General features: G+C 40.2%; 22 protein-coding genes. 5 read left to right on the top strand and 17 right to left on the bottom strand.

The features are described 5' to 3' along the window. Positions 1-82 precede the first annotated feature (82 nt). The 3 genes from QUE03_RS05955 (at position 83) to QUE03_RS05945 (ending at position 3377) form a co-directional block, all read left to right on the top strand. Complete coding sequence (locus QUE03_RS05955) at positions 83-1117, top strand: SO_0444 family Cu/Zn efflux transporter (RefSeq protein WP_286266124.1); 1035 nt, start codon at positions 83-85, stop codon at positions 1115-1117. Positions 1118-1221: 104 nt separating this feature from the next. Next, a complete protein-coding gene (locus QUE03_RS05950) occupies positions 1222-2019 on the top strand; it encodes a cytochrome C assembly family protein (protein WP_286266123.1) in 798 nt (265 codons plus the stop codon). 80 nt (positions 2020-2099) lie between these two features. Beyond that, a complete protein-coding gene (locus tag QUE03_RS05945) occupies positions 2100-3377 on the top strand; it encodes an HlyC/CorC family transporter (protein WP_286266120.1) in 1278 nt (425 codons plus the stop codon). 679 nt (positions 3378-4056) lie between these two features. On the opposite strand, the gene QUE03_RS05940 is transcribed toward QUE03_RS05945, so the two are convergent. From QUE03_RS05940 to QUE03_RS05905, 8 genes are all read right to left on the bottom strand, one after another. Then, entirely contained in the window at positions 4057-5358 is a 1302-nt protein-coding gene (locus tag QUE03_RS05940) for a tetratricopeptide repeat protein (RefSeq protein WP_286266119.1), read from the bottom strand. Between the two features lie 11 nt (positions 5359-5369). Continuing rightward, positions 5370-6020, bottom strand: a complete 651-nt coding sequence (locus QUE03_RS05935) for an energy transducer TonB (protein WP_286266118.1) — start codon at positions 6018-6020, stop codon at positions 5370-5372. A 3-nt stretch (positions 6021-6023) separates the two neighbouring features. Further along, a complete protein-coding gene (locus QUE03_RS05930; RefSeq protein ID WP_286266116.1) occupies positions 6024-6437 on the bottom strand; it encodes an ExbD/TolR family protein in 414 nt (137 codons plus the stop codon). A 29-nt stretch (positions 6438-6466) separates the two neighbouring features. Next, the gene (locus QUE03_RS05925; RefSeq protein ID WP_286266113.1) at positions 6467-6994 is read right to left on the bottom strand and encodes a MotA/TolQ/ExbB proton channel family protein; all 528 of its coding nucleotides are present in this window, start codon (positions 6992-6994) and stop codon (positions 6467-6469) included. 3 nt (positions 6995-6997) lie between these two features. Beyond that, positions 6998-8356 carry a MotA/TolQ/ExbB proton channel family protein gene (locus tag QUE03_RS05920; RefSeq protein ID WP_286266112.1) on the bottom strand — a complete coding sequence of 453 codons (1359 nt, stop codon included), beginning with the start codon at positions 8354-8356 and terminating at the stop codon, positions 6998-7000. Between the two features lie 14 nt (positions 8357-8370). After that, positions 8371-9144 carry a DUF3450 domain-containing protein gene (locus QUE03_RS05915; RefSeq protein WP_286266110.1) on the bottom strand — a complete coding sequence of 258 codons (774 nt, stop codon included), beginning with the start codon at positions 9142-9144 and terminating at the stop codon, positions 8371-8373. Positions 9145-9444: 300 nt separating this feature from the next. Beyond that, entirely contained in the window at positions 9445-12108 is a 2664-nt protein-coding gene (locus tag QUE03_RS05910; RefSeq protein ID WP_286266108.1) for a TonB-dependent receptor domain-containing protein, read from the bottom strand. A gap of 208 nt (positions 12109-12316) precedes the next feature. Further along, positions 12317-15049: a beta-helix domain-containing protein gene (locus QUE03_RS05905; protein ID WP_286266107.1), complete on the bottom strand. Its 2733-nt coding sequence runs from the start codon at positions 15047-15049 to the stop codon at positions 12317-12319. Between the two features lie 606 nt (positions 15050-15655). On the opposite strand from QUE03_RS05905, the gene QUE03_RS05900 reads away from it, so the two are divergent. Beyond that, a complete protein-coding gene (locus tag QUE03_RS05900; RefSeq protein ID WP_286266105.1) occupies positions 15656-16282 on the top strand; it encodes a hypothetical protein in 627 nt (208 codons plus the stop codon). 81 nt (positions 16283-16363) lie between these two features. Here QUE03_RS05900 and QUE03_RS05895 read toward each other — a convergent pair whose 3' ends face one another. After that, a complete protein-coding gene (locus tag QUE03_RS05895) occupies positions 16364-16828 on the bottom strand; it encodes an HvfA family oxazolone/thioamide-modified RiPP metallophore (RefSeq protein WP_286266102.1) in 465 nt (154 codons plus the stop codon). A gap of 161 nt (positions 16829-16989) precedes the next feature. Here QUE03_RS05895 and QUE03_RS05890 point away from each other — a divergent pair, with 161 nt between their 5' ends. Beyond that, positions 16990-17949 (top strand): tRNA-dihydrouridine synthase, encoded by a 960-nt coding sequence (locus QUE03_RS05890; RefSeq protein ID WP_286266100.1) that lies wholly within the window; start codon positions 16990-16992, stop codon positions 17947-17949. Between the two features lie 77 nt (positions 17950-18026). Here QUE03_RS05890 and QUE03_RS05885 read toward each other — a convergent pair whose 3' ends face one another. The 8 genes from QUE03_RS05885 to QUE03_RS05850 form a co-directional block, all read right to left on the bottom strand. Next, positions 18027-19289, bottom strand: coding sequence for a tetratricopeptide repeat protein (locus QUE03_RS05885; protein ID WP_286266098.1), 1263 nt, complete (start codon positions 19287-19289; stop codon positions 18027-18029). A 2-nt stretch (positions 19290-19291) separates the two neighbouring features. Continuing rightward, a complete protein-coding gene (locus QUE03_RS05880) occupies positions 19292-19909 on the bottom strand; it encodes an energy transducer TonB (RefSeq protein ID WP_286266096.1) in 618 nt (205 codons plus the stop codon). A gap of 3 nt (positions 19910-19912) precedes the next feature. Continuing rightward, on the bottom strand, positions 19913-20314 hold the full coding sequence (locus tag QUE03_RS05875; RefSeq protein WP_286266094.1) for an ExbD/TolR family protein: 402 nt from the start codon (positions 20312-20314) through the stop codon (positions 19913-19915). Between the two features lie 12 nt (positions 20315-20326). Next, entirely contained in the window at positions 20327-20851 is a 525-nt protein-coding gene (locus QUE03_RS05870; protein ID WP_286266092.1) for a MotA/TolQ/ExbB proton channel family protein, read from the bottom strand. Further along, the gene (locus QUE03_RS05865; protein WP_286266090.1) at positions 20851-22200 is read right to left on the bottom strand and encodes a MotA/TolQ/ExbB proton channel family protein; all 1350 of its coding nucleotides are present in this window, start codon (positions 22198-22200) and stop codon (positions 20851-20853) included. The genes QUE03_RS05870 and QUE03_RS05865 overlap by 1 nt, the downstream gene beginning before the upstream one ends. Continuing rightward, entirely contained in the window at positions 22200-22979 is a 780-nt protein-coding gene (locus QUE03_RS05860; RefSeq protein ID WP_286266088.1) for a DUF3450 domain-containing protein, read from the bottom strand. Before QUE03_RS05860 ends, QUE03_RS05865 begins: the two co-directional genes overlap by 1 nt. A gap of 373 nt (positions 22980-23352) precedes the next feature. Continuing rightward, a complete protein-coding gene (locus QUE03_RS05855) occupies positions 23353-24045 on the bottom strand; it encodes a 2OG-Fe(II) oxygenase (RefSeq protein WP_286266086.1) in 693 nt (230 codons plus the stop codon). A gap of 2 nt (positions 24046-24047) precedes the next feature. Beyond that, positions 24048-24797, bottom strand: coding sequence for a 2OG-Fe(II) oxygenase (locus QUE03_RS05850; protein WP_286266084.1), 750 nt, complete (start codon positions 24795-24797; stop codon positions 24048-24050). Positions 24798-24866 lie beyond the last annotated feature (69 nt).

The following is a 24866-nucleotide window of genomic DNA, read 5'->3' as shown; positions in this document are numbered from 1 at the left end:
AACATTGCAAAGCTAATTATGCTACGCTAGCGCAATGTATTGAATAATACCTTATCTATTGAGGCAAGTAGTGGAAGTTACAATGTTATTGCTTGAAAATTTAATAGCGCTAGCGGTAGAAGCCAGCCCTTGGCTGCTACTAGGGCTACTGATTGCTGGTTTAATGAAATCCTGGTTACCTAGCCAAATATTGAGCAAACATTTAGGTAGCGGAAAAATGGCTGTAGTTAAGGCGGCGGTTTTCGGTGCTCCTTTGCCCTTATGTTCGTGTGGTGTCATACCCGTTGCAACTGAATTAAGACGCAGCGGCGCTTCAGCCCCAGCCACCTCTTCATTTCTGGTGGCTACACCAGAAACGGGTGTTGACTCCATTTCTGTGTCATACGCATTGCTCGGTCCGGTTTTCGCCATTTACAGACCTTTTGCGGCAATATTTTCAGCAATTGCAACAGGGTTAATTGTTTCAACAACAGATGACACCCTCAGTAAAAAAGCTGTGGCTTCCAAAAGCTGCTGCACAAGCCAAAAAAAAATCACAGAATCAAATTGTTGTGCAACTAAACCTGCACCACCGAGTGCATGGGCGAAAACAATCACCGGAATTAAATATGCTTTTTCAACGCTCATAGATGACTTGGTTAAGTGGTTACTCGTAGGCTTATTGTTTGCTACCTTGGTTAGGACATTTGTTCCGACAAGCTTTTTGACTTCATACGGTAGCGGTTTAATCGCCATGTTAGTGATGATAGCTATTTCTATACCCATGTACATTTGTGCAACAGCTTCGACCCCTATAGCTGCTGGATTTATATTAGCGGGTTTGTCCCCCGGTACAGCATTGGTTTTTATGATGGCAGGGCCTGCAACTAACATATCAACCCTTGGTGTGATTAAGAATGAAATGGGTAAAGCCGTATTAATAAGGTATTTACTTGGTATTAGTTCATGCGCCATTTTATTTGGCTACGGGCTTGATTGGGGGGTCAGCGTCTTCGACATTGATATAGGTAAACAAATGGCGCATAGCCACGAAATTGTGCCGCTTTGGGTTGGTTATACCTGCGCAATAGCGTTGGTAATACTGTCATTTAAGCCATTAAGAAAAAAGATTTTCTGATCTAGATCGTAAGATTGAATGTTATATCGTGGTGTAAATTTATTTATCTGATAAAATCCCAAAAAACAGAGACAAATATTAAATTTTTCAGGCAGGAGCACTGAGTGACTTTTATCCAAATGACTACATTGATTGCGGCAATTTGCTATTTTGCAGCAACCTTCTCAATTGTTTCCCGATTGTTTCATGAGAAAGGTCCTCGACACATACTCGTCTTATTTTTTGCTTGCTGTGCCATCATTCCGCATGTGTTGATAACAACAAACTTATTGTTCACAGCAGAGCAAGTGAATTTCAATCTACCGAATGTCGTGACCTTAGTATCATTGGTGATTACACTACTAATCACGTTGTCTGCATTAAAATATAGAATTAATTTACTAATGCCAGTGACCTACGGTTTTGCCGGCACTTGGGTACTAGCGACGTTATTTATGCCGGAGGTATCTTCCCTTCCACTTACCGCAGGTAAAATTGGCCTTGTAACACATATTACTTTTTCATTAATAGCCTATTGTGTGCTCGTTATTGCTTGTTTATACAGCTTTCAGGTGGCATACATAAATATGAAGTTGAAAGAAAAAAATCTAGCCGTATTAAATCACTTACCTCCATTAATGCTAGTAGAACGCCAACTCTTTATTATTTTGGGGATTGGTACTTTATGCCTATTAACGACTGAAATAACCGGAATAATTTTTATCGATGCATTTTTTTCAAAAACGAGTGCGCATAAAACGATACTATCATTAGTAGCATTAATCATGTATTGCGTCATACTTTGGGGACATTTCAGAAAAGGGTGGCGTGGACATAGAGTGTTAACTTTGACGGTAGTAGCCACAGCAATACTAACATTGTCATACTTTGGTAGTAGATTTGTGAAAGAGTTTCTCTTGTAATCCTTTTTAAGGTATAACGGAGAGTGGAATTTAGAAATTCATTCTAAATTCAATGTGTTTAGCTATATGGGATCCCTTTTTTGGACAGCATTTCAACTAGTGTGCTTTTTATAATATTAAGCATACTCATTTTTATTTCTGCTTATTTTTCAGGCTCAGAAACCGGTATGATGTCGCTTAATCGTTATCGATTAAAGCATCTTGAAAAACAAAAACATAAAGGCGCCAAGCGGGTTAGTAGACTGCTGGAACGTCCAGACAGGCTGATTGGCTTAATTTTAATCGGTAATAATCTAGTCAACATTGCAGCATCTGCCATTGCCACTATCATCGGCATGCGTTTGTTAGGTGATGTAGGGGTTGTTTACGCAACTTTTATACTGACACTGGTTGTACTGATTTTTGCTGAAGTCACACCAAAAACCCTCGCGGCACTATATCCTGAGAAAGTTGCATTTCCGAGCTCAATAATCCTTGGCGCTTTACTTAAATTGCTTTACCCCGTTGTGGTGATGGTCAATGCGATCACCAATGGTTTTTTGTCTCTTTTAGGGATCAGCTCTGAACAACGTGAGCAACATAGCTTGAGTACAGAAGAGTTAAGAACTGTGGTAAATGAATCAAGCGCCTTTTTACCCGAGCGTGATCAAAATATGCTGGTTGGTATTCTAGATTTAGAAAATGTCACCGTCGAAGACATCATGATCCCTCGAAGTGAGTTAGTAGGCATTGATATAAATGATGATTGGAAAAAAATACAAAAACAATTAACACAATCTAATCACACGCGCGTGCTTCTTTATCGAGACAGTATTGATGACGTGGTGGGTTACGTTCATGTCAGAGACGCACTTAAACTATTGTCAAAAAACCAATTTACTAAAGCTACATTAATTCGTGCCGTCAGAGAGCTATACTTCATCCCAGAAGGTACGCCTTTGAATACTCAACTGCTTAAATTCCAGCATGCAAAAGAAAGGTTAGGCATTGTGGTTGACGAATATGGTGACATACAGGGATTGGTAACACTAGAAGACATTCTAGAGGAGATTGTAGGCGACTTTACGACGACGATGACACCTACTCCTAGCGATGAGGTCCACAGACAGCCAGATGGCACCTATTTGATTGATGGCAGTGCGACAATTCGAGACATAAATAAAGAGATGTCTTGGCATTTACCCACAGACGGCCCGAAGACGCTAAACGGCTTGATAGTTGAATACCTTGAAGATATTCCACAAGCAAAAATGAGTGTCCGTATCGCTGGATATCCGGTTGAAATCGTAGACGTTCGAGATAATATGATTAAAACTGTTAGAGTCATCCCTGAGTACATATCACGAGAAAACCCTTAAAAAACAAGGGGGACAGAGCAATAATGTCCCCTTAAACCATCAACAAGTGGATAATTCGGTTTTTATTCAAAAAATATTGGATAAAAAGACTACACATTGATTTTTTATCGAACATACTACTGAGTATTTTTACATATCTTCTTCTGCATTGTGGATAATCAAACACTTACAGAACTTTTTCAACAAACTTATCCACAGAAAAGTACGCCATTTACATTTCCACAATTTCTGTGGATAACAAATGCGACCCCAATGAAATAACGACCTCCGTTTTTGCAATCATTTTTTCATAAAAATTTCGTATTTTTTTAATAAAATTTTAATGTCTAAATTAAGTACTGGTATACCAGTTTAAATTTAAAGTATATCTCGTTCGAGGCCAATTGCGCTGACGCAATTCTGTGAAAAATCTTATCGGTAGCAGCAACTTTATCAATTCTAAGCTATTGGAATAATAAAGTAAGTTTCGTGGTTACTACGTATCAACATGCTATGCAAATAAAGAGGTGCTGCACTCAGGTACCATAGCCAATAAACACGGTTTAATTGGCATAACTCAGGCCAAAGCAATGTCTGACAAAAGCAAGGAATGTAACAAGTATCATAAAATTTACCATAGTATTGCTTTCATGACAGATACACTCCCCCTGCGATGGAACTCTCTCAACATTACTAACCATCAATTCATTGTTAAACGCTGTTTATTACTCTGTTCTTTTTCTACGTAGTTAGCCCACTGGGTAGCTGTTTTAGCGATTTCTCGGTGATTTTTAGCTGACTCAAAAGCAGTAATAGACTCTCCATACTCTTGCAAATTAAAGTGTGCCATGCCCAAAGCTAAGTGCATGTTACCTTCGTTAGACAAACCACCACGTTTGATCGCTAATTTGGCACTATCAATGGCTAGCTTCCATTGTTGCGTATTTAGATAGGTTTGAGCCAGTTGCTCATCAAAAAATCCGTTATCCGCTATTTCGGCACCTTTGACTAAAACAGGAATTGCTTTCCGATCTTCTTTGGCCATGGTATATGCCTGAGCCAATAGCTGAATACGCTTCTCGTCTGCGACAACTAAGCCTTGCGCTATGGCATCATCTAATAGCGTAGCGGCTTTATAAGGTAGCTTATTAAACAAGTACAATTGAGCAAGCATAACAATATCACTCGATTTGGTGACAAAGCCCGCTTGCCATGCTGTTTCCATAGTCCCAAGCTGTTTTTGCTCTTGGCCTATTTCACCGTACATGCCAGCAAGCTGTAACCAGTAACTTGGCTTTTGATATAATCGAACCAATTCTTCCATCACTTCAGTTACTTTTTCTGGTTGCTTGAGCTCAAAATAAGCCGCTCTTTGCAAAATTAACCAATTCTCTTTAGGCTGAGCACCTTCAAGTTTAGAGAGCGCAAGCGCATTGTTAACATGTGCCAACGTTTCACTATAGTTTTTGTTTTGATAATGAACTTGTGCAAACAAAATATGCTGACTTGATTTTAACACTTTGTCATTGTTCGCACGCCACTGATTAAGAAAACCCAGCGCCTTTACATAGTCTTGTTGTTGCATTGCTAACTGAGCCAACGAATATACAGTAGAGGTGTACAAAGTATCCGGAATTGCTTCTTGTGCGATAACATTTTCAAAACTGCTGATGGCATTATCTAAATCTTCGTTACCGTAATACATGAAACCATAAAAGTTCCATAGCATAGCTTTCTCGTAACTGTTTAGTTGTTCAATACGATCTTGCACTTCGTCAAGAATTTCAAAGCCAAGAATTTTATCGCCGCCATCGGCAATTTGCTGCGCCCTTGCCAATTGCGTATAAACCCGATTCCTCATCGCGGGCACTTTTTTAGCGACGCGTTTTTCAGCTTCTGCCGCAAAAACATGTCCGCTGTTTAGCACACCACTTGTTAATAAAGGAAATGTGTATAGCATTATGGCAACGACTGACGCGTTAATTATTGTAGATTTAGCCATGTTCTATTCTCCTAACCGTCAATTTCGAAGCTGATTTTATTTTGTACGCCAGCAACTTCCATCGGCTCACCGTCGACAACACGTGGCTTATATTTAAACTTTAATGCTGCGTCTAACGCCGCACGATCGAAAATACTTTCAGGACTTGCTTCAATCACAACAGCATCTTTTACTGAGCCATTTTTTGACACGGTAAATTCAACAATAACGTACCCTTCAATTCCTCTCGATTGTGCTCTGCGAGGGTAAACCGGTGCAACTTTAACAATCGGTAAGTAGTCACCATCACCACTCTCAAGGCTTAAGCCACCAGCTAAACCTGCATCTACAGCAATATCAGCATTAAATGATGTACTTACCGCATCACTATTCGGGTTGCTTTGCTGCATTTGTGGTGGCTGCATTTGCGGTGGTGGTGTTGCAGGCTTGGGTGGCTTTTGCGGTTTACGCGCTTTCTTTTGTACCGTTTCGTCTCTTTTTAAACGTATAAAGTCGAGCACATTACCTCTTGGTGGCTCAGTTAATACGTCATTCCCACCAGTAATTAGGGTTTTCATGCCCACGAGTAAAAACAGCGTCACGACAATAGCAAATGCTAATGCCGGTACGTAGCGTTTTAGCATGGCTGAAATTCCGGACTCAGGCATTGCGATCGTTGTCATGATTTAAGCCTCTTGTGCAGCGATTGAAACATCAAATACACCAGCGGCTCTTGCAGAGTCCATCACTTTGATCAAGATATCTGTAGTTGCTTTTTTATCCGCTTGAATAACAACCGTACCTTGTGGATTTTCAGCCTTTAAACGTTCAATATTTGCTTGCACGGCGCGCACGTCAACACGACGTTTATTGATCCAAATTTCTCCTTTATCGCTAATCGCGACTAAAATATTGGCGCGTTCTTTTTTAACTGCGGTTGCCGCTTCTGGGCGGTTAACTTCAATACCTGCTTCTTTAACGAATGAAGCGGTCACGATGAAGAAAATCAATAGAATGAAGACCACATCCAGCATTGGCGTCATGTTAATTTCTTCGACTTCTTCTTGTTCTTGTAAAACTTTTGCTAATTGAGAGCGCATTTTACGTTCCTGTTCTTTCTAAATTTAAATCAATGAGCCATTGGAAGATTGTCTTCGAGAAGCTCTGTTCTTCGTTTTGATGTGCGTTGCAACCATGTGACAACAAATACACCAGATAACGAACCAACCATACCTGCCATCGTAGGAATAGTTGCCCGTGAAACGCCTGATGCCATTGAACGGGCATTACCACTGCCTGATATGGCCATCACATCAAACACTTGGATCATGCCCGTTACCGTCCCTAGCAGTCCTAGTAATGGACAAAGTACAACTAATGATTGAATGAGTGCTACGTTCTGGTTGAGTAGCTCAGATGCTCTTGAAACATTGGCCATTCGAATATGTTCAGCATTCCATGAATAACGTTCAGTTCGGCTGTTCCAGTTAGCAATAATGCTTTGTTTTATTGAACGATAGGTTTTCAAGTAAAAATAGACACGTTCAAAAATCAATAACCACATCAAGCAAATGACACCGGCAATGACGGTCAATACTTGACCGCCCGTGTCGAGAAACTCACGAATGCTATTCATCATGTCGATGAATAAAGTCATGGGTTATGCTCCTTGCTCTGCTCTTTCAGCAACGATGCCTGCACTTTGTTGCTGAAGAATATTGATGATGCCGCGGCTTCTGGTGTTTAGCATGGTTGAGATAAATACCATTGGAATGGCGACGACTAGACCGAGTACAGTAGTAACAAGTGCTTGAGAGATACCACCAGCCATTAGTTTAGGGTCGCCAGTACCAAACAATGTAATCGCTTGGAAGGTATTTATCATACCAGTAACCGTTCCCAATAAGCCGATCAACGGCGCTACAACCGATATGATTTTAATCATGGTTAAGCGAGAAGTGAGCTTAGGTACTTCCTGTAAAATTCGCTCTGACAATTTTAATTCAAGTGTTTCTAAATCAGCATTTTTGTTAATGTCTTTAACGGCTAGCACCCGACCCAACGGATTATCATTAGAGACAGTTTTTGATTTCAACTGACGGTTAACTCGACCGCCAATGAGGTAAAGTGAAAAAAAGCGTTCGATAGCGATAAGTAAACCAATAACGCCAATTGCTAGTATGACATAACCAACAGGGCCACCCTGATCGATACGTTCTTGCGTATCAGGCGCTTGCACTAATAGGCTTAGAATTGACCCTCCTGTTGGGTCTAGTGCAAATGCCACTTGGCTGTTACTTGCATTAGTCATGTCTTGTGCAGTACCAAGATAACGACCTGAAGGTTGACGAATAAGCTCTGCAACACTGCCTGTTTCGTTGATGTATTCTAAGTACTTTCCATTAGCAACTAAGTTGAAATTACCAATACGTGTCACTTGAGCTTGCTCTTTAGTGCCATCAGCTAATACAACCTCACGTTCAAACCTCGAAATCTTAGCGCTTTCAGTCATTTCACGTTGTAATTCAAACCAGATTTTTTCAATTTCTTCAATGGACGCTAGCTTTGAAGATGAGCCCATAGACTGTGCGAACTCATCTAAAAATTCACCGCGATTTGGGATTTGTGCAGAAATAACGGAATTTTTAAACTTGCTTTTGGTATCGCCAGCGACTTGTTGTAATACACCGAATAACTCTTTCAATTCACCTAAACGCTTGTTCAATGCATCTTGATTGTTTGCTAACGCCAATTCATTCACTTGGAATTTATTTTCCAAGCGCGTACTTTCTAAAATTCGATCGTTTCGCGTATTTTTTGCATTAGACAAAATCTTATCTTGATCTGATTTTCTGGCTACAAAGTCAGCTTCACGTTGCTTATTTTGTCGAGTTTGCGCCACTCTTCCTTCTGCAAGTTGTGCTAATAATTCGTCAAGTGTTGAAGCTTGCTGAGCAAATACAGACGCTGATGATACAACTAACGCTGTAGTAAATAAGGTAGATAGATACTTTTTCACTGTAAACTCCGTGACTATTCAGAAACGTTAATTGGCACAATCACCAAATCAGGGGCAAGCTGCTTACGAGCAATACGCAACGCTTTGTTCAAATCAGTTCTATAGCCAGCATCTAACTCATCCCATGATAAAGTTTTGCTATTCCATAACCCTGAGTTAGCGCCATCACGTGTTTGATAGACGAACGCCACGCGGCCAATACGCAAGAAGTCGACGTCCATTTCATTGCCGTTTAACGCCAATTTATCGGAGTAGGCCTCGATAGTACGGCCATAATCAACTTCCACTTGGTAGGCTTCTAGCACGCGTCTGAACTTTTCAGATACAGCGATATCAGCTCTTTCCATCATAGATTTTAACGATGCAATTCGTTTTGAGCGTTCTTCAGGTAAAAATGGGACATCTAGTGAAACAAACACTTCTAACGTATCAATCATACGTGCCATCAATGGTGATATTTGGCGTTCGATGATGCTGACTTGTTCCATTGATTCAGAAATTTGCGCCAGCTCTAATAGTTGGTTATCAACCTGTTTTTGCATTTGGCTGATATAAACGTTTAAGCCATCAACTTCTTTGTTTACAACGTTGAATTGCTGTAGTTTTGATTGGATTTGATCCGCGATTTTGTCAATTTTTTGCTGAGATTTAACAGCAGATTGGTTGATTTCTTGACCCGCATTAACAACTTGTTCTAATTGCGGTGAGTTTTCAGCAACAACAGTGCCTGCCCATAGACTAGTAGTGCCTATCAGCAAACTAGCTTGTGCCAGTTTAGACAATTTCATAATTAAACCTTTATTTAATTATTTGCGTATCGTGTTTATTCAGCTATCAACAATAAGCAAAAGGGGGCTTTATAAAAGATGAGCAAAGTTTAATTACCTAATGTGACAAATAGGTTTCAGCAATGTGTCAAGTTTATTAAATGACATTAAGGTGACGTTTTTCTTACGCTCTTTAAATAAATGTCATACTTGCCATTTTAAGAACATAGCCATTTAGTAGACTACACATTGCATTGCTAGTTAAAATTGAAAAAGGCTACCGAGGTAGCCTTTTTGAAAATTCAATTACCTTAAGATGGGTTAATCAAACTCCCATTTAAAAGAAAGATCGAAACCAATACCACGCGTTTCACTGCGTAATAACGTATCTTCAAATTCAATTTCCTTTGTCTCATCCAAGATATTTTGCACCTTTAACTTTAGCGTTGTCGCAAACGTTGGGTAGTAGGTGTACACCAAATCTAGTGAATGGAATGGTTGCTCGTAAGCATCATCTTTCTCATCAATGCCAGGAATGATAATACGCTCACCAAACACGTTGTATGCAAGTGTAGCGGTGTGATTACCATTTGGGTGGTCATAACCAAGGTTTAAGTTAATGACATATTCAGAATGACCTGTCATGCGGCGACTTGGGTTAGTGATGGTAGTAGATACACCTGTTTGATCAACAACACTTTGCGTATCGATATTGATTTCAGAATCACTTAATGTCACGTTACCTGACATAAAGAAGTCATTACCATCCATACCTAAGAAAGGACCGATAAAAGCAAAATCCTTCATGAATTCTACTTCAATCCCATACACTTCACCTTCTTCTGCATTGGCGATACGAATAAGTGGCGGACCATCTTGTGCAGGAGATTGTACTGATTCAATCGGATCTTCCATGTCTTTGTAGAATAAACCTACTGACACGTTTTCTCCGGTGTCTAAATACCATTCCCAACGAAGATCATAGTTTTTAATACGGGTGCTGCGTACCGATGGCGTACCACCGATCGGGAACTCAGTTAATGGATCGATGTAAGTCGCTGGTGCAACCTCACGAATATCAGGACGAATAGCTGTTTCACCGTAAGACGCACGAAATTGCATGGTGTCGTCAAGAATGTAGGTTAAGGCTAATGCACCAAATACATCATCTTCTTGGAACGCAAGTTCAGCCAAGTCTTCTTCTGTAGGGTTTGCTGGAATATCAAACTGACCGGTTGCAGGGTCAAGTGGCGCAACCACTTGTCTGAAGTCTTCCCAACGAACACCACCGCTTACGCGCCACGTGTTATCGAAGAAAAAGTCAGCTTCAAAGTAGTACGCATCAATTTTCTGTGCTGACAAGTAATCATCACCGGCAACAGAGGTATCGCGAATCAAACGCTCACTGCCTGTTAATGGGTGGTTTAACACAACATCATCGTTTAAGATTTCGTTCATTTCATAACCCGTTAAATCAAGGTTATTAAATGCTAAGGTGTTAACATCGATACGACGCGCAAAAGCTTCACGCGTTTTCTCGATATAATCAGCACCTGTCTTCAACTCAATTTCTGTAGTGTCAAAAGTCAGCGGTAAAGAGACATTAAAGCCTGCGTTTTCGACATCATCATCAAGATCTTGGAAGGTATACCTTGATGCCGTAGTCGCATTTCTTAATGAACTTTCGTTTTGTACATCAAAGATGCCGTCTTCATTTTCATCCGCTAGTATATAACGAGTTGAAATATTACCTGGGGCATAACGATTAGAACGTGAATCAGAATATTTCCAGTCAACACCGATAAACCAATAATCAGGAAAGTTATGCTGGCCTCGAACTTGATTGACAATCAACTCACGTTCTTCATACGCCACTTCAACATCACGAACACGCAAACCATCGCTGATCAACACGTTATTTGTATTACCAAATTTCTCTTTGATTTGATCACGTGTGTCATGAAGTATTGTCGAGCTAAAATCGATTTTATGATCACGCATGTATTCAACACCAAAGTTGAACATGCCTGACCACCTAACTGAGTGCTCAGTAGAAACAACATCATCAAAACCACGCACTAAATCGTATTCGCCAGAAGGTTGTAGCACGTAGTCTTGGCCTTCATATTCCTCAGATACTTGCCACTCGTTATCATATGAGAGAGCGGTTAAGAATCCATATCGAAAATCCGCCACTTCAAAGCGATTGCCAACGGTTAAGTCTAAACCAAAATCAGGATCTGGATTTTCGGACTTAGGATCATAATCCTTATACAAATCAGCAGCGATTGCTCGGTTGTCTTCTTGAGACAATTCACCCACATTATTGTAGTTGCGCCATAACTGCTTTAATGCAGATGGCGCTTCACGTGTGCCATCATCAATACCATACCAATCATCGTCACCGCCTTCGTAGCTCAGACCATTGTTACTGTTTTCAGAGCTACCGCCAATATTACCGGCGATATTGAACAAGAAATCAGTCGGGATAGACTTCAGGCGTATATCGACGTTACCACCACCAAAATGCGCAGGCATAGAAGGCGAGTACGACTTTTGAACAGATAACGACTCAATAATTGAAGAAGGGAATAAATCCAAAGGAATAACGGTTCGCGTAGGATCTGGAGATGGAACTGCTGCTCCATTTAGTTGCGTACTTGAGTAACGCTCACCTAAACCACGCACGTAAATAAATTTGCCGTCAACAAGTGTAAGACCTGTAACACGTCTTAATGCCGCAGCTGCGTCGCTATCACCGGTACGAGATATTTGTTCTGCACCTAAGATGTCTGCTACGAACGCTTGGTTTTTGCGCTCTTCAATAACAGCACTGGCAGTGCCCTTTAAACGGCTGACTTTTACTACGACTTCTTCTATCGCTTCGTCGTCAGCTTCTTGTGCACTGGCTTGGACACCGGTTAAGCCCGATAGCACGGCTACCGCTAAACTCGATAATCCAAAGTGCTTTAATTTAGTGTTCATTTCTAACCTCTTTAGAATGGCTAGCCCTGAAAAAGGGCTAGTTATAGAACGAGAATCGCCTAATAATGAACACGTCATTAGAATTAGACGTTAGGTATTTCAAATTGAAGTCAGTGAGTTCGTAGACACAGCAGAAGCACGGAGTTTACAAATGTAAATGAGTACTTCTAATGCCGCCTACAAATTCACTGGCAATAAGTTGGAAGACCTATTCAAGACCTACAGTCCATCCTTCAGTCCAATCGTTGTCTTCAGATACCGCACCAATGTGATTAGCATTGTCAAAGAAAGCATCTGCGCCGAAGCTGTATGGTGTTGTTGTATCAATTGTGTAGATACCGTTTATTACGTCTGTAATGCCGGCTTCTGTGCTGTTATCACTATTGATGTTTAATACCCAATCCATTAGGTCAAACGCGCCTGTTGAACTGTCTTGGCTTTTGAAGTTTTCGCCACACGCGAATACCGAGTTAGTGATTACTGTTTGATTTGCGATTGCTTGGTCAACGGTAACACCTGCTTCGAGCTCTAAGCATTCGCCAGCAGCGTTTGTTACCACGAAGTTATGCAATTGCGCACGAGTACCTTCACGTAAGTAGATACCTTCAGAGTCTTTGTCTGCTGTATCAAATCCGTTACCGATGATTGTCATGTTCGCAATGGTAGGGTTAGATTGAGGTGTTTTGCTTGGGTTAGAGCCGTCGTTATCTGCTTCGATTGCACGGTTAGCTTCGCCGTCGTTAGCATCGTGCTTAACAAGTACGTATTGCATGTTACCGCGGAAGCCGTTATCCCAGTCTACTGAGTCATCCTTGTTCGATGTAAGAACAACGTATTTAGCATTAACTGCACCACCGAAGAACTCTACACCGTCATCAGCGTTATCGTGAACTTGGATGTACTCAACCGTTGTACCTGAGCCCACACCACCGAATGTGATACCGTTTAATTCATTGTCTGGTGCAATTTCAAAACCGGCGTGCTTGACGACAACATAGCGTAATGTACCTGAATTGTCTGCCCAGTTAGCTTCAGTATCATCACCACCAAATACAGCTCCTTCTTCTACACCTTCAATTTGAAGTGCACAAGCGCTGCCGTCTGTAGGACATTTGTTAGAGTGTGCATTACCTAAAAGGACAACACCACCCCATTGGCCAGAGCCCGTCTCGATGCCGTTGATATCTTCACTAGAAGTCATGATGATCGGCGCTGAAGCTGAGCCCAAAGCTTCAATTTTTGAATCACGGCTAACCACTAAGTAGTCGCCACCTGAGCGACCGAAGAGTGTTGTACCAGCTTCAATTGTTAGTGTTGCTGAGTCAGCTTTATCGTTACCAACAAATACTGGACCGCTTAGCGCGTATAAGTTTTCAGATGTTAGCGTTAAGTCTGAAGTGATAACACCTGAAACTTCACACGTTGTTTTGCCATTGATTGGAGCAATTGCTGATGTACCTGTAGGACAACCTTCAGTTTCTGGCGGTTCAGTGATTACACCACCACCGAAACCAAATGCCCAGCCTTGACGCCAATCATTGGTGCCGTCGAATGCCCCTTGGTAATCAGTTGCGTCAAACCACGTATCTACGGCTGATGCATCTTGGCCTGCACCTAATAAAGGAGATTGTGCACTAGGAATACCTGACTCATCTACTAAGATAGATGTGCTAATCATGTTCGTTGTTTCAGCAGAAAACCAAGTAGCAAGGTCGAAATCACCTGCGCCTTTAAAATTTTCGCCATTGTTACAAGCCATTGTTGAACTTTGGAAAACGATGTTACCCGCTTCAGCGTTAGCAACTGTTTGACCTACTTCGAATTCTAAACACTCGCCCATTTCAGTAGGCCCAGTTACTACTGTGTTGTAGATGCTTGCTGAAGTACCTTCACGCAGATAAATACCTTCTGAATCTTTATCTGCCGTATCGAAGTTGTTACCCATGATTGTCATATTTGAAATCGTTGGGTTAGACATTGGCTCTTTGCCAGGTGATGAACCATCGTTATCTGCTTCGATAGCGCGGTTAGCTTCACCAGCGTTAGCAGCGTGTTGCACGAAAACGTGTTGTATGCGGCCACGGAAACCGTTATCCCAATCGATGCTATCGTCTTTATTGCCTGTTAATACCAAATGTTTAACATTTGCTGCACCACCGAAAAACTCAACGCCGTCATCAGCGTTAGCGTGTACTTGCAAGTAGTCAACTGTAGTGCCTGAACCAACACCACCAAATGTAACACCGTTTAGTTCATTATCTGGGGCGATTTCGAAACCAGCAAACTTAACTACGACATACTTAAGTGACCCTGAGTCATCTTCCCAGTTGTCGCCACCGAATACAGCACCTTCAGCAACACCTTCAATTTGAAGGGCACATGCGCTGCCATCTGTAGGACATTTGTTTGATGGAGCGTTACCCAAAATAACAATACCACCCCATTGACCTGCTGTAGCGTCTTGACCTTTAACATCTTGTAGCGAAGTGAAAATAATTGGCTCCTCTTTAGAGCCTTCCGCCATGATTTTCGCGTCACGATGAACTACAACATAATCATTTCCTGACTGACCAAACAACACTGTACCTTCATTAATTGTTAAAGTGGCATTCGCCATCACTTCTAATGCACCATCAATGGCATAGAAAACTGGCGTTGAGCCAGAAACTGCAAGTAGCTCTGTATCTTCACTGATTTGACCATCAATGATTTGTACGACAACATCAAACCCTATCGCTGTACTCACTTCTTGGGAAAGTGATGAACTTGGCTTACCAGGAAGCTCTACTACCGGATCTGGGTTAGTCGGTGCTGGGTTGTTAATTATGGTATCGCCAACTGAGTTATCTACTTCTGATGACAACTTAACGTCACCACCACAACCCGCTAATACCAAGGCAGTTGAAACTGCACTTATTTTGAATAATTTTGTTATTTGCATCTTTGTTACCTGCTCCGCAGTGTTTAATATAAACATGGTGTTATAGAAATTTTTGCGGTAATCCTACGGCTGAAAAATGACAAATATGTTTAAATAATGTGTATTTTTTGTGTAACTAAAATGACAAAGAGATGACAGCCTATATTTCAAGCAGCGAGTTGTCCGATTTATAAATTCAAAACATTGAAACAATTATTCCTAAGTCATAGATTTCGCCTACTACTATTTACTTTTGAGTAAGTTATCGCCAACATTAGATTCAATTACTAGTGATTATATAGAGAGCATATGTCAAACTTTTTAGACATCACCGAAATCAACTGCATATGGCAAAAAGGGGAGCACAATGCCTTTACAGATCTTTGCTTCTACGATGGTAAATTTTATTGTTCTTTTAGAGAGGCACAAAGGCACGTTTCTAATGTGGGATTCATTAGAATATTACATTCCGAAGATGGAAAATCATGGACTTTATGCTCCACTATAAGGGAAGCAAATAGGGACCTTCGCGATCCAAAGTTTTCTCATGCCCCTGATGGAAAATTAATACTCTCTTATTATTCAGTTCGAACTATCGAGGATACTAAACAGCGTATTGGTGAGAATATGGTTCGCTTTAGTGGTGATGGTGTTTCATGGTCTACTGCTAAGAAATTTGGCGATACGGATTGGTGGGTATGGCGTCTCAACTGGCACAATAAGAAGGCCTACGGAATTGGGTATTATTACCCCAGTAACCGTGTTCAACTCTATCATGGAGATCCAAGACGAACATTTGAACTCTTAGATGATAACATTTTTGGGTTAGATAAAAATGGTAAAGGATACCCCAATGAAAGTGACATTTTATTTATGGATGACGGGACAGCTCTTTGTGTATTAAGGCGTGATGCAGATACTTGCACAGCACAAATCGGTGTTGCAAATGCGCCCTACAAGGATTGGTCATGGACTGACGTAGGATACTATGTAGGTGCACCCAAATTGATAAAAGTAAAAGGTAAAATAATACTCGCTGGAAGAAGCTGGAATAAGGATGAAGGTTGTAAGACTTCAATTTGGTTAGTAAATAGCGCTAGATTAACCCTAGATCGTCTATTTACTCTTCCTTCACAAGGAGACACAAGTTATCCAGGCATGGTCGTTTCTAAGGACAGACTACTTTTAAGTTACTACTCTCAACATCAAGAAAATAAGTGCAAAATATTCTTAGCGAATATTAAAATAAATTAGCTGCTATAAAAAAGCGAGAGACTATTTTGTTTATAAGTCACTCGCCTTTATAAATAGACACTCTAGCTGTGTGTTATTAAATTAACCACCACACTTAGCTTTACCTTTGCCTTTACCTTCGCCACATTTGCCTTCGCCGCATTTGCCTTTAGCTTTGGCTTTACCTTCACCACATTTGCCTTCGCCGCATTTGCCTTTAGCTTTACCTTCACCACATTTGCCTTCGCCACATTTGCCTTTAGCTTTGGCTTTACCTTCACCACATTTGCCTTCGCCGCATTTGCCTTTAGCTTTGGCTTTACCTTCACCGCATTTGCCTTCGCCGCACTTACCTTTGGCTTTACCTTTACCTTCACCACATTTGCCTTCGCCACATTTGCCTTTTTTACCTTCACCACATTTGTCACCGCCAGCAACTACAGACATAGAAACTACGTCTTCCGAAGCGAATGGGTTGACTTCAGCCTGTGCTGGTGCAGTTACAAACATTGCAGCAGTAAATAAACCTAATAACGTTGTTGCAGAAGCTTTCTTAAATAAATTCATTCTATTTCCCTCTAAAAAAAGTAACTAACTTATACATTTATAAGTGTTTTTATTGAGACCATCAAGTCAGAGATAAAATTTCATGCTTTTAATTTATTTTTATAGCTGTTTCTAAATACAACATTTCACTAAAATACTGAAAATTTTGATCAGGATGTAGTATGAACAACAAAGTAAGTGACATATTTCTTGCACCGATGGAAGGAGTCGTTGACGGCACCATGCGACGCCTATTAACACAAATCAATGACTTTGATTTATGCATAACAGAATTTGTCCGCGTAGTTGATTATAAGCTCCCTAAACATCTTTTTTATAAGACATGCCCGGAGCTAAAGCAAGAAAGCTGCACCGACAATGGTACACCTGTAAGAGTTCAGCTACTTGGTCAGCATCCACAATGGATGGCTGAAAATGCTCACTTAGCGTGCTCATTAGGGTCCAGGGGCATAGATCTCAATTTTGGTTGCCCAGCTCCAACTGTCAACAAGAGCATGGGAGGCGCAATACTGCTTAATTCACCTGATAGTATCTATCGCATCATTATCGCTGTGAAAGAGGCTGTGACGGCTTTAGAACAAGACGTATCCGTTAAGATCAGATTGGGTTTTAACGAAGTCAATTTATTTAGGGAAATCATAGCTGCAATAAATCAAGCAAATCCTGCTCAACTCACTGTGCACGCAAGAACTAAAAGGCATGGTTATAAGCCTCCTGCCTATTGGCGAACAATTGGAGATGTTAATGAGATCAATAATATAAAAACAATAGCCAATGGGGAGATTTGGAGTAAAGAAGATGCGGAAAATTGTATGCTCGATGCTAAGACGAAGCATCTTATGTTGGGAAGAGGTGCGTTAGCATTACCAAATTTGGCAAATGTCATTAAATATAACGATCAACCTATGACTTGGCCACAGGTTTGTGAATTACTCATTCAATACATCAACATAATACCTGATGAACATCATCGTTATTATGTGCCCAGTAGAATCAAACAGTGGTTGAAGTACTTAAAAATTCAATACCATGAGGCCGGAGATTTTTTTGAAGAGATAAAGCGCATCTCAGATAAACAACAGCTAACTGAGTCCATCAAACATCAAATATCTACGCGATGATGCCCTTCTAAAGCTCACCTAACCTTAGACAAAAAAAAACCAGCATAAATGCTGGTTTTTTAGAACAAAGTTAAAGATTAGATTGCAACGTTTTTACGACGTGCAGTATCTTCAATGAATGATACCCAACCCTTCGCAGATTTACGCGTTTTAGGATCTTTCATTGCTTTCTTAATTTCAGCATATGCTTTTTTATACTGACCTAGGTAGAAATGAGATTCTGCCAAGCTCATGTACAATCGGCCTTTATTCTTAGCACCTTTATCGATTGCTTGGTTTAAAACAACGATCGCAGATTTGAACTGCTCGTCTTGCTTTAATAACATGCCTTGCTTACGGTAATGCTGAGCTTCGTTCGTCAACTTAGCCAACTCACCATAATACTTAGCTGCAATACCAATATTTTGAGCTGAATGGTACGCATTAGCTAGTGAACCGATATTGGTCTCATCACGTTTAACTAAACCAGTTCCTATATGCTTTTCAAGCAATTTAGCTGCTTTGAACGGTGCACCACTTTGAGAATATAAGTTAGCTAACGTTTTGATCTCAGACTCTTTTTCTAAAAAGCCTTGCTTGTACGCAAGATCAAGTGTTTGAACGGCCTTGTTATAATCTTCAATTAGTAAGTAAAACATACCCAGTTGCGTCCACCACTGTTTATTTTTAGGGAAGATTTGAACAACCGTCTCTAAAACATCAACAGCATCCTTATACATCTTACGTTCATAATATGAGGTAATTTTAAGGATATATGGATTTTGGTTATGTTTATCACCAAAAAGCGCTATAGCTTTATCAGCTGGCTCGATAATTTTATCAAGGCGACGGATAGAATAGTAAGCATTTGCAATCTTTACATAAGTATCAGCATCTTCTTTACCAGTAAAGTCCATCCACGCTTTGTAATTAACAAGCGCCTCTTTATAAGCTTTGGTTTGCATTTGAAGGTCAGCAAGTAACTTAATTGACTCGCCATGATCACCTTCATTTAAGATGTCAGGTGCAACAGCCAATTTAAGGTACTTAATTGCTTTTGCTTCTTCATTACCTTTAGTAGCGTACATAACCGCAATAAAGCGATCTACGTAAGCTTTATCGTAGACTTTTTTAGCCTCGATATCCAAAAGTAACACCAAAGCACCGTCGATATCATCCGTACTATAAAGCTCAAATGCTTTTTGTACTTTCTTACCAACAGAAGGCCCTACAAGTTGAGTTGGACGCTTTTTCTTTTCTTTTTTAGCAGCTTCTGCCGCAGAAACATCAAAAGATAAAGGAAGCTGTGCCGCAGCAACTGTAGATGCAATAACTAATGCTGTGACTAGTTTTTTATACATTCTTACTTACCTCCGTCCATTTTAAAGTCAAGTTGAACCGTTAAACCAGGTTGCTTTTGCGGCTTGCCGTCAACAACTTTTGGTTTGTATTTCCATTTACGTAAAGCGCGTTTTGCTTCTTTATCGAAAATACGTTTTGGCTCGGCTTCAATAACTTGTACGTCTTCAACACCACCAATTTCATTGATCGTAAATGATAAACGAACCCAACCTTCTTTACCGTCACGAGCAGCTTGTATCGGATATTTAGGCTCGATACGTACGATAGGAGTTGCCTCACCATCACGTCCAAAGCCCGCTCCTGGAGCTGATAACCCCGTTGATGCGCCTGAAAGTTGTATACCAGGCATATTAAAGCTAATACCACCTTGGTTGTTATTCGTCTCAGGTTCCGGCGCTTGTGGCTTAGGCGGAGTCTTAGGCGGCGGCGGCGGCGGTGGCGGAACACGGCGACGTGCTTCAGCTGCCGACTTAGGCGGAGTTGTGTTAACTTCGACTATGATATTTTCAAGCTTTTCTTCATCGTTTCTATCTGTACCAGAAACAAGAAATGCCATGAAAGCAAACAATCCGAAAGTAACCGCTGCGCCTAGTAGTATTGATGCTAAAAAGCGACCCATAAACTACCCCTTTGCAGCAGCGATAGAAATTCGGTCAATCCCTGCTTCCTTGATAGCATCCATTACTTTAACAACTACGCCATGTTTTGCGTCTTTGTCAGCTTGAATGATAACAACGTCAGTTGGTTGCTCTGCTAATAGTTTTTCAATGTTAGCCGCAACGCGTTCAACATCGACGCGACGCTTGTCTAACCAAATCTCACCGGTATCTTTTACGGCAACAAAAATATTTGCAGATTTTTGCTTAGATTGGTTAGCTGCTTTTGGTTTATTTACTTCAATACCTGCTTCTTTTACGAATGAGGTAGTTACAATGAAGAAGATCAACATGATGAATACGATGTCAAGCATCGGCGTCATATCAATTGCTGCTTCTTCCTCTTCACGAAAACGTTTACGTGCCATTCTAATATCTCTCTAGTGATGAGGTAAACTGTCAACCAGTTTAGCCTTTGCTAGTTTAACTTTAGCGTCTAAGCGTGTGCTAAAAAACACACCTGATAATGCTGCAACCATACCTGCCATTGTAGGTATTGTTGCCATCGATATACCAGCTGCCATTAGACGCGGATTACCTGTACCTTGTTGAGCCATGGTTTCGAATACTGAAATCATACCGGTAACTGTACCTAGTAACCCAATCAGTGGACACATTGCCACCAAGGTTTTAATAGTAAGCATATTTCGCTCAAGTAATTCTGTCGCTTCGGAGATCCATGTATCTCTGATACGATGTGCATACCAAGAGGTAGTATCTGCTCTAGCATCCCAACGCTTGATAATATCATCACGCATTGTTGGATAATTAGATGCTAAGAACCAATATCTCTCTATCATGAGTATCCACATCAATAAGAGAGCAACGGCGACGAAGTATAAAACATTACCGCCAGTTGCAATAAAACTCCTGACAGATTCTACAAGCTCTATCAGGAATAACATTATTTAGACTCCTTCTCTGCGATTGCAGCAATCAAACCAGCACTTTGCTCGTCTAATTTATGAAGTACAGCTTTACTCTTACCTGCAACTACGCTGTGAATAAGAATTAGAGGAAGTGCAGCGATTAGACCCAACGCAGTTGTTACTAGTGCTAATGAGATGTTACCCGCCATAATTTTAGGGTCACCTGTACCGAACAATGTAATTGTTTGGAAGGTTAAGATCATACCGATAACAGTACCTAATAGACCCATTAACGGAGCAATAGCTGCGAACATTTTGATTAAGTTAATACCACGGTCAACTGAAGGAGTTTCACGTAAAATAGCTTCATCTAATTTAAGTTCTAACGTTTCAGCATCAACACCTTTGTTCTCTTGGTAAACTTTTAATAAGCGACCAAGCGGGTTGTTTTCGTTAGGCTGTGCTAAGTTCTTTTGTTGTGTCTTCATTTTTGAAGTCACCGCACCTAGAACAATGAAACGTTCTAATGCAATTAAGAAACCTAGGATAAGTAATACTGTGATTGCGTAACCAACAGTACCACCTTGATGGTAGAACTCTTCTAGTGTTTTCTTACGTGTTTCTAACGCTAAAATAGCACCACGTGAAGGGTCAACATAAACCGGTGCAAAACCAGAGCTTACGCTAAAGAAGTCAGCCGCTGTGCCTGAGATGTAACCAGCTGGTTGCTTAGCAAGAGGTTGAACTTGACCTACTTCATCATTGTAGTTTAAGAAACCATTGTCAGATACGATGTTAAATGTACCGATACGTGTAACATTTTCAGTAGACTTTGAACCATCTAGGTTAGTTACTTCAGTAGAGAATTGAGCAACTTTACCTGACTCAGTCATTTCTGTTTGAAGGCTAAACCATAATTCTTCTAAATCTTCCAATGCTGGAATTTCTTTAGAGTTAGCAATGCGGTTTAATGATTCACCACGACCTGGGTATTGAGCACTTACAATTGACGTTGAGATTGAACCGTACGCACTTGCAGCTGCTGCACGGCTAACACCGAACATTTCACCTAAAGTACCTTGAGCGTTGTCAAGTTCAACTTCTTTTTGCGCTAAGGTAATTTCATTAGCAGCGTATTCTTTAGTTAAACGGTCGTTACGAGCGTTTTGATCTGCTAAGTCTTTTTTCGCTTTGTTCAAAAGCGCTTGTTTGTCAGCACGTGCAGCTAAGAACTCTGCTTCACGCTTTTTATCTAATTTAGCTTCAGAAATACGATCTGCTTTTACTTGTTCCAAAAGCTTGTCTAGTTCATTCGCACTTGCTGTAGTTGCGAAACCTGCTGAAAGTGATGCAGCAAGCAATACAAAATTAATAACTTTCTTCATTATTTTGCTCCCGCTGCAAATACTGGTAATTTAGTTAAGTCCATTGGCAACTGCTTACGTGCCATGCGAATAGTATCTGTAATAGATTTAAGGTATTCGTCACCTAACTCATCCCATGAACGAGAATCATTATTCCAAACCCAAGCTTGTTTGTAGTCTAATGATTGTGCAACTAATGAAATACGTCCCATATGAACGAAGTCAGCAGTAATTACACGGTCACCAAGGTCTAATTCACCTTGATAAGCGTCAAAAATCGTACCGTAACCAGCTTCGATTTCGTACGCTTCTAATACTAAACGGAATTGCTCAGACGTTGTAACATTTGAATCAGCCATTACGTCACGTAAACCAGCGATACGCTCTTTACGATTCTCAAGGTTCATTGGCACGTCTAATTCAACGAATTTTTCTAACGTATCAATCATTTTGTACATTAGTGGTACAACACCTTGCTTAATTTTATCAATACCGTCGATTTGACGTTGTAATGAAGCAATGTTTGCGTTTTGGTCATCAACCATGCGTTGTACGTGATCGTTGTAGCCTCGTAATACATCAGTTTCATCAACAGTAGTGCGGTACTCTGCTAATAAATCTTGAGTTTGCTCGTAAATGCTATCAACTTTACTTTGAGACTTAGCTGAAGCTTTGAAAATCTTAGCTTCTGCTTTTTGTAGATCTGTTAGAGCGTCAGCTGCAGCAATATTACTACATGCTAATGCCAATACGCCTGCTATCGTCGAAGCGACTAGGCTTTTTTTACTTATTTTGGACATAGTTCCCAACCAATTGCTATTTAATTAAGATAACAAAAAATCTAAATTTACTGTTACCGCAAATTTAACTTTTGCCATTTAAAAGGATTTATTAATTTAGAATACAACTAGCCAATACTCCCAGACGACAAAGAATGTGTCAACCTGCAATATAAAAAACTGTATTAAAAAACTACAAATTTAATAAACTATTTTCGTTTTGTTCAAAATGAACACAATTTATTAAACTTTGTGAAGCCATTTTAGTGACAACTAAATATAAAGTACGCTAGCCGATCCTTCTTAATGATCAAAAATATTTGCTAATATAAGTTTTACTAATTCTTTCGTATTAAGTCAAATTTAATATCGTTTAATTACATTTTCTTAACATTTATGCCCTGAACCATCCAGTAATAGAGTATCTACTCTTGGGAGCAAACGCCGCAATCGAACTTACCGAATGCACTTTATCAACATCAAAAAGCGTTAATGTATTGAATAATGGAGCGTAGGATTTTTGCGGTTCTCCTTGTAATGAATAAAGCTGTAATAAGCCTCCCCAATCAGGGTGCCATGTATTATTAAGTCCCAGAACGTAAGCGAATTTTCTTGTTTCACCAGGTATATTATCAATGTGACGCGTTAGAAAGTCTCCAACACGATAGCGAGTCACTTGACCGTCGGCATGAGTTAATGAACTATTCCCAGTAATACTTTTAATTAAAGCTGTCGTTGAATCATCATTTACTAACGCTAGAAAATTACCAAGTAACGTGTCACTTTCAGGTGAAGGTCGATGACGTCCGTATAAAAAACCCACCCCTTGCGCCGCATTTTGATAAATACTTAGGTATAACTCTCGTCTTTGCTGTGGAGTCAGTTGGCTGATTTCCTCATCAGAGGCTTCTTTATTCTCATTGTTAACAAAATACGCGTTTTTAAAGTTAACACTATTTTCAACATAATCAGCTAATTTCATCGCATCATGTTCAACTAAAAAGTTCTCTATTCGAACTATGCCTTGTTCACTAAACTGCTGCTGCAGCGCTAATGTGTCGTCACGTTCATGATTCAATTGGAGCATTCTTACCTCTTGTTTTTTGGGTTTTTACCAGAGCGCAGCCAACCGGTAATAGAAATTCGATCTTGGGCCGCAAATGGACTGACATAGCCGACATAATGATCAACTGGTATTTTAAATATGTTTATTTCGTTAAAAGATGGAGCAAAACTCTTTGTTATGTTTTGATTGCTATCTAATAAATGTAACGCACCACCCCAGTCAACTCGCCATTCCTTTGTTAGATTAATCACAAAAGCTGCTATACGATTTTTGCTATCTACATCATCGTTGTGTCGGTTTAAAAAATGCCCTTGTCTAAATCGTGTGATTTGTCCATCCGCAAAACTGATATGGGGCGCACTGAGCAACTGTCGAAAATATGACAATGTAGCATCCTGATTCAAAAACTCCATGATATGGTTGAAAAAGTGATCCGGCAGCAAATTATCGTGATAAATATCGTATAAAGGGATTGTTTCGTAGTGGTACTGAAAACCTTGAGCCGCTTGCTGATAAATTATTGATTGCAAATCTTGTTTTTGTTTCGAGTTCCACTGTTCAACTTCTAAGTTATTTAGATCTTGATGTTGACCATTATGATCAAAAACTAAATTCCACTGTTTTTGTTTTGTTATATGCTGAGTGATTAATTCTGCAGTTTCATTAGATAACGCATTAGGGACTTTGATATAGCCGTTACTTTTGAATTGATCTACTAAATTTTTCGGCGGTTCTTGACGCGCCAGCATTAGCTTATGTTTATATGAAGTCAATGCACTTCCAGAGATAATCATTAATTAATCAATACAGTTATAGTATCATTCTCGACTAATCAAAGAGAA

The sequence above is a fragment of the Thalassotalea atypica genome, assembly GCF_030295975.1.
Taxonomy (GTDB): domain Bacteria; phylum Pseudomonadota; class Gammaproteobacteria; order Enterobacterales; family Alteromonadaceae; genus Thalassotalea_F; species Thalassotalea_F atypica.
Note: the sequence above shows the minus strand (reverse complement) of the source record. Positions and strands in the feature narration are given on the sequence as shown.

What these genes read in the sequence shown, in the direction of transcription:
- QUE03_RS05955 (WP_286266124.1), top strand. Translation starts at nt 83, where the DNA reads ATGTTATTGCTTGAAAATTTAATAGCGCTAGCGGTAGAAGCCAGCCCT.
- QUE03_RS05940 (WP_286266119.1), bottom strand. Translation starts at nt 5,358, where the DNA reads ATGGCTAAATCTACAATAATTAACGCGTCAGTCGTTGCCATAATGCTA.
- QUE03_RS05935 (WP_286266118.1), bottom strand. Translation starts at nt 6,020, where the DNA reads ATGACAACGATCGCAATGCCTGAGTCCGGAATTTCAGCCATGCTAAAA.
- QUE03_RS05930 (WP_286266116.1), bottom strand. Translation starts at nt 6,437, where the DNA reads ATGCGCTCTCAATTAGCAAAAGTTTTACAAGAACAAGAAGAAGTCGAA.
- QUE03_RS05925 (WP_286266113.1), bottom strand. Translation starts at nt 6,994, where the DNA reads ATGACTTTATTCATCGACATGATGAATAGCATTCGTGAGTTTCTCGAC.
- QUE03_RS05915 (WP_286266110.1), bottom strand. Translation starts at nt 9,144, where the DNA reads ATGAAATTGTCTAAACTGGCACAAGCTAGTTTGCTGATAGGCACTACT.
- QUE03_RS05910 (WP_286266108.1), bottom strand. Translation starts at nt 12,108, where the DNA reads ATGAACACTAAATTAAAGCACTTTGGATTATCGAGTTTAGCGGTAGCC.
- QUE03_RS05905 (WP_286266107.1), bottom strand. Translation starts at nt 15,049, where the DNA reads ATGCAAATAACAAAATTATTCAAAATAAGTGCAGTTTCAACTGCCTTG.
- QUE03_RS05900 (WP_286266105.1), top strand. Translation starts at nt 15,656, where the DNA reads ATGGTTCGCTTTAGTGGTGATGGTGTTTCATGGTCTACTGCTAAGAAA.
- QUE03_RS05895 (WP_286266102.1), bottom strand. Translation starts at nt 16,828, where the DNA reads ATGAATTTATTTAAGAAAGCTTCTGCAACAACGTTATTAGGTTTATTT.
- QUE03_RS05890 (WP_286266100.1), top strand. Translation starts at nt 16,990, where the DNA reads ATGAACAACAAAGTAAGTGACATATTTCTTGCACCGATGGAAGGAGTC.
- QUE03_RS05885 (WP_286266098.1), bottom strand. Translation starts at nt 19,289, where the DNA reads ATGTATAAAAAACTAGTCACAGCATTAGTTATTGCATCTACAGTTGCT.
- QUE03_RS05880 (WP_286266096.1), bottom strand. Translation starts at nt 19,909, where the DNA reads ATGGGTCGCTTTTTAGCATCAATACTACTAGGCGCAGCGGTTACTTTC.
- QUE03_RS05875 (WP_286266094.1), bottom strand. Translation starts at nt 20,314, where the DNA reads ATGGCACGTAAACGTTTTCGTGAAGAGGAAGAAGCAGCAATTGATATG.
- QUE03_RS05870 (WP_286266092.1), bottom strand. Translation starts at nt 20,851, where the DNA reads ATGTTATTCCTGATAGAGCTTGTAGAATCTGTCAGGAGTTTTATTGCA.
- QUE03_RS05865 (WP_286266090.1), bottom strand. Translation starts at nt 22,200, where the DNA reads ATGAAGAAAGTTATTAATTTTGTATTGCTTGCTGCATCACTTTCAGCA.
- QUE03_RS05860 (WP_286266088.1), bottom strand. Translation starts at nt 22,979, where the DNA reads ATGTCCAAAATAAGTAAAAAAAGCCTAGTCGCTTCGACGATAGCAGGC.
- QUE03_RS05855 (WP_286266086.1), bottom strand. Translation starts at nt 24,045, where the DNA reads ATGCTCCAATTGAATCATGAACGTGACGACACATTAGCGCTGCAGCAG.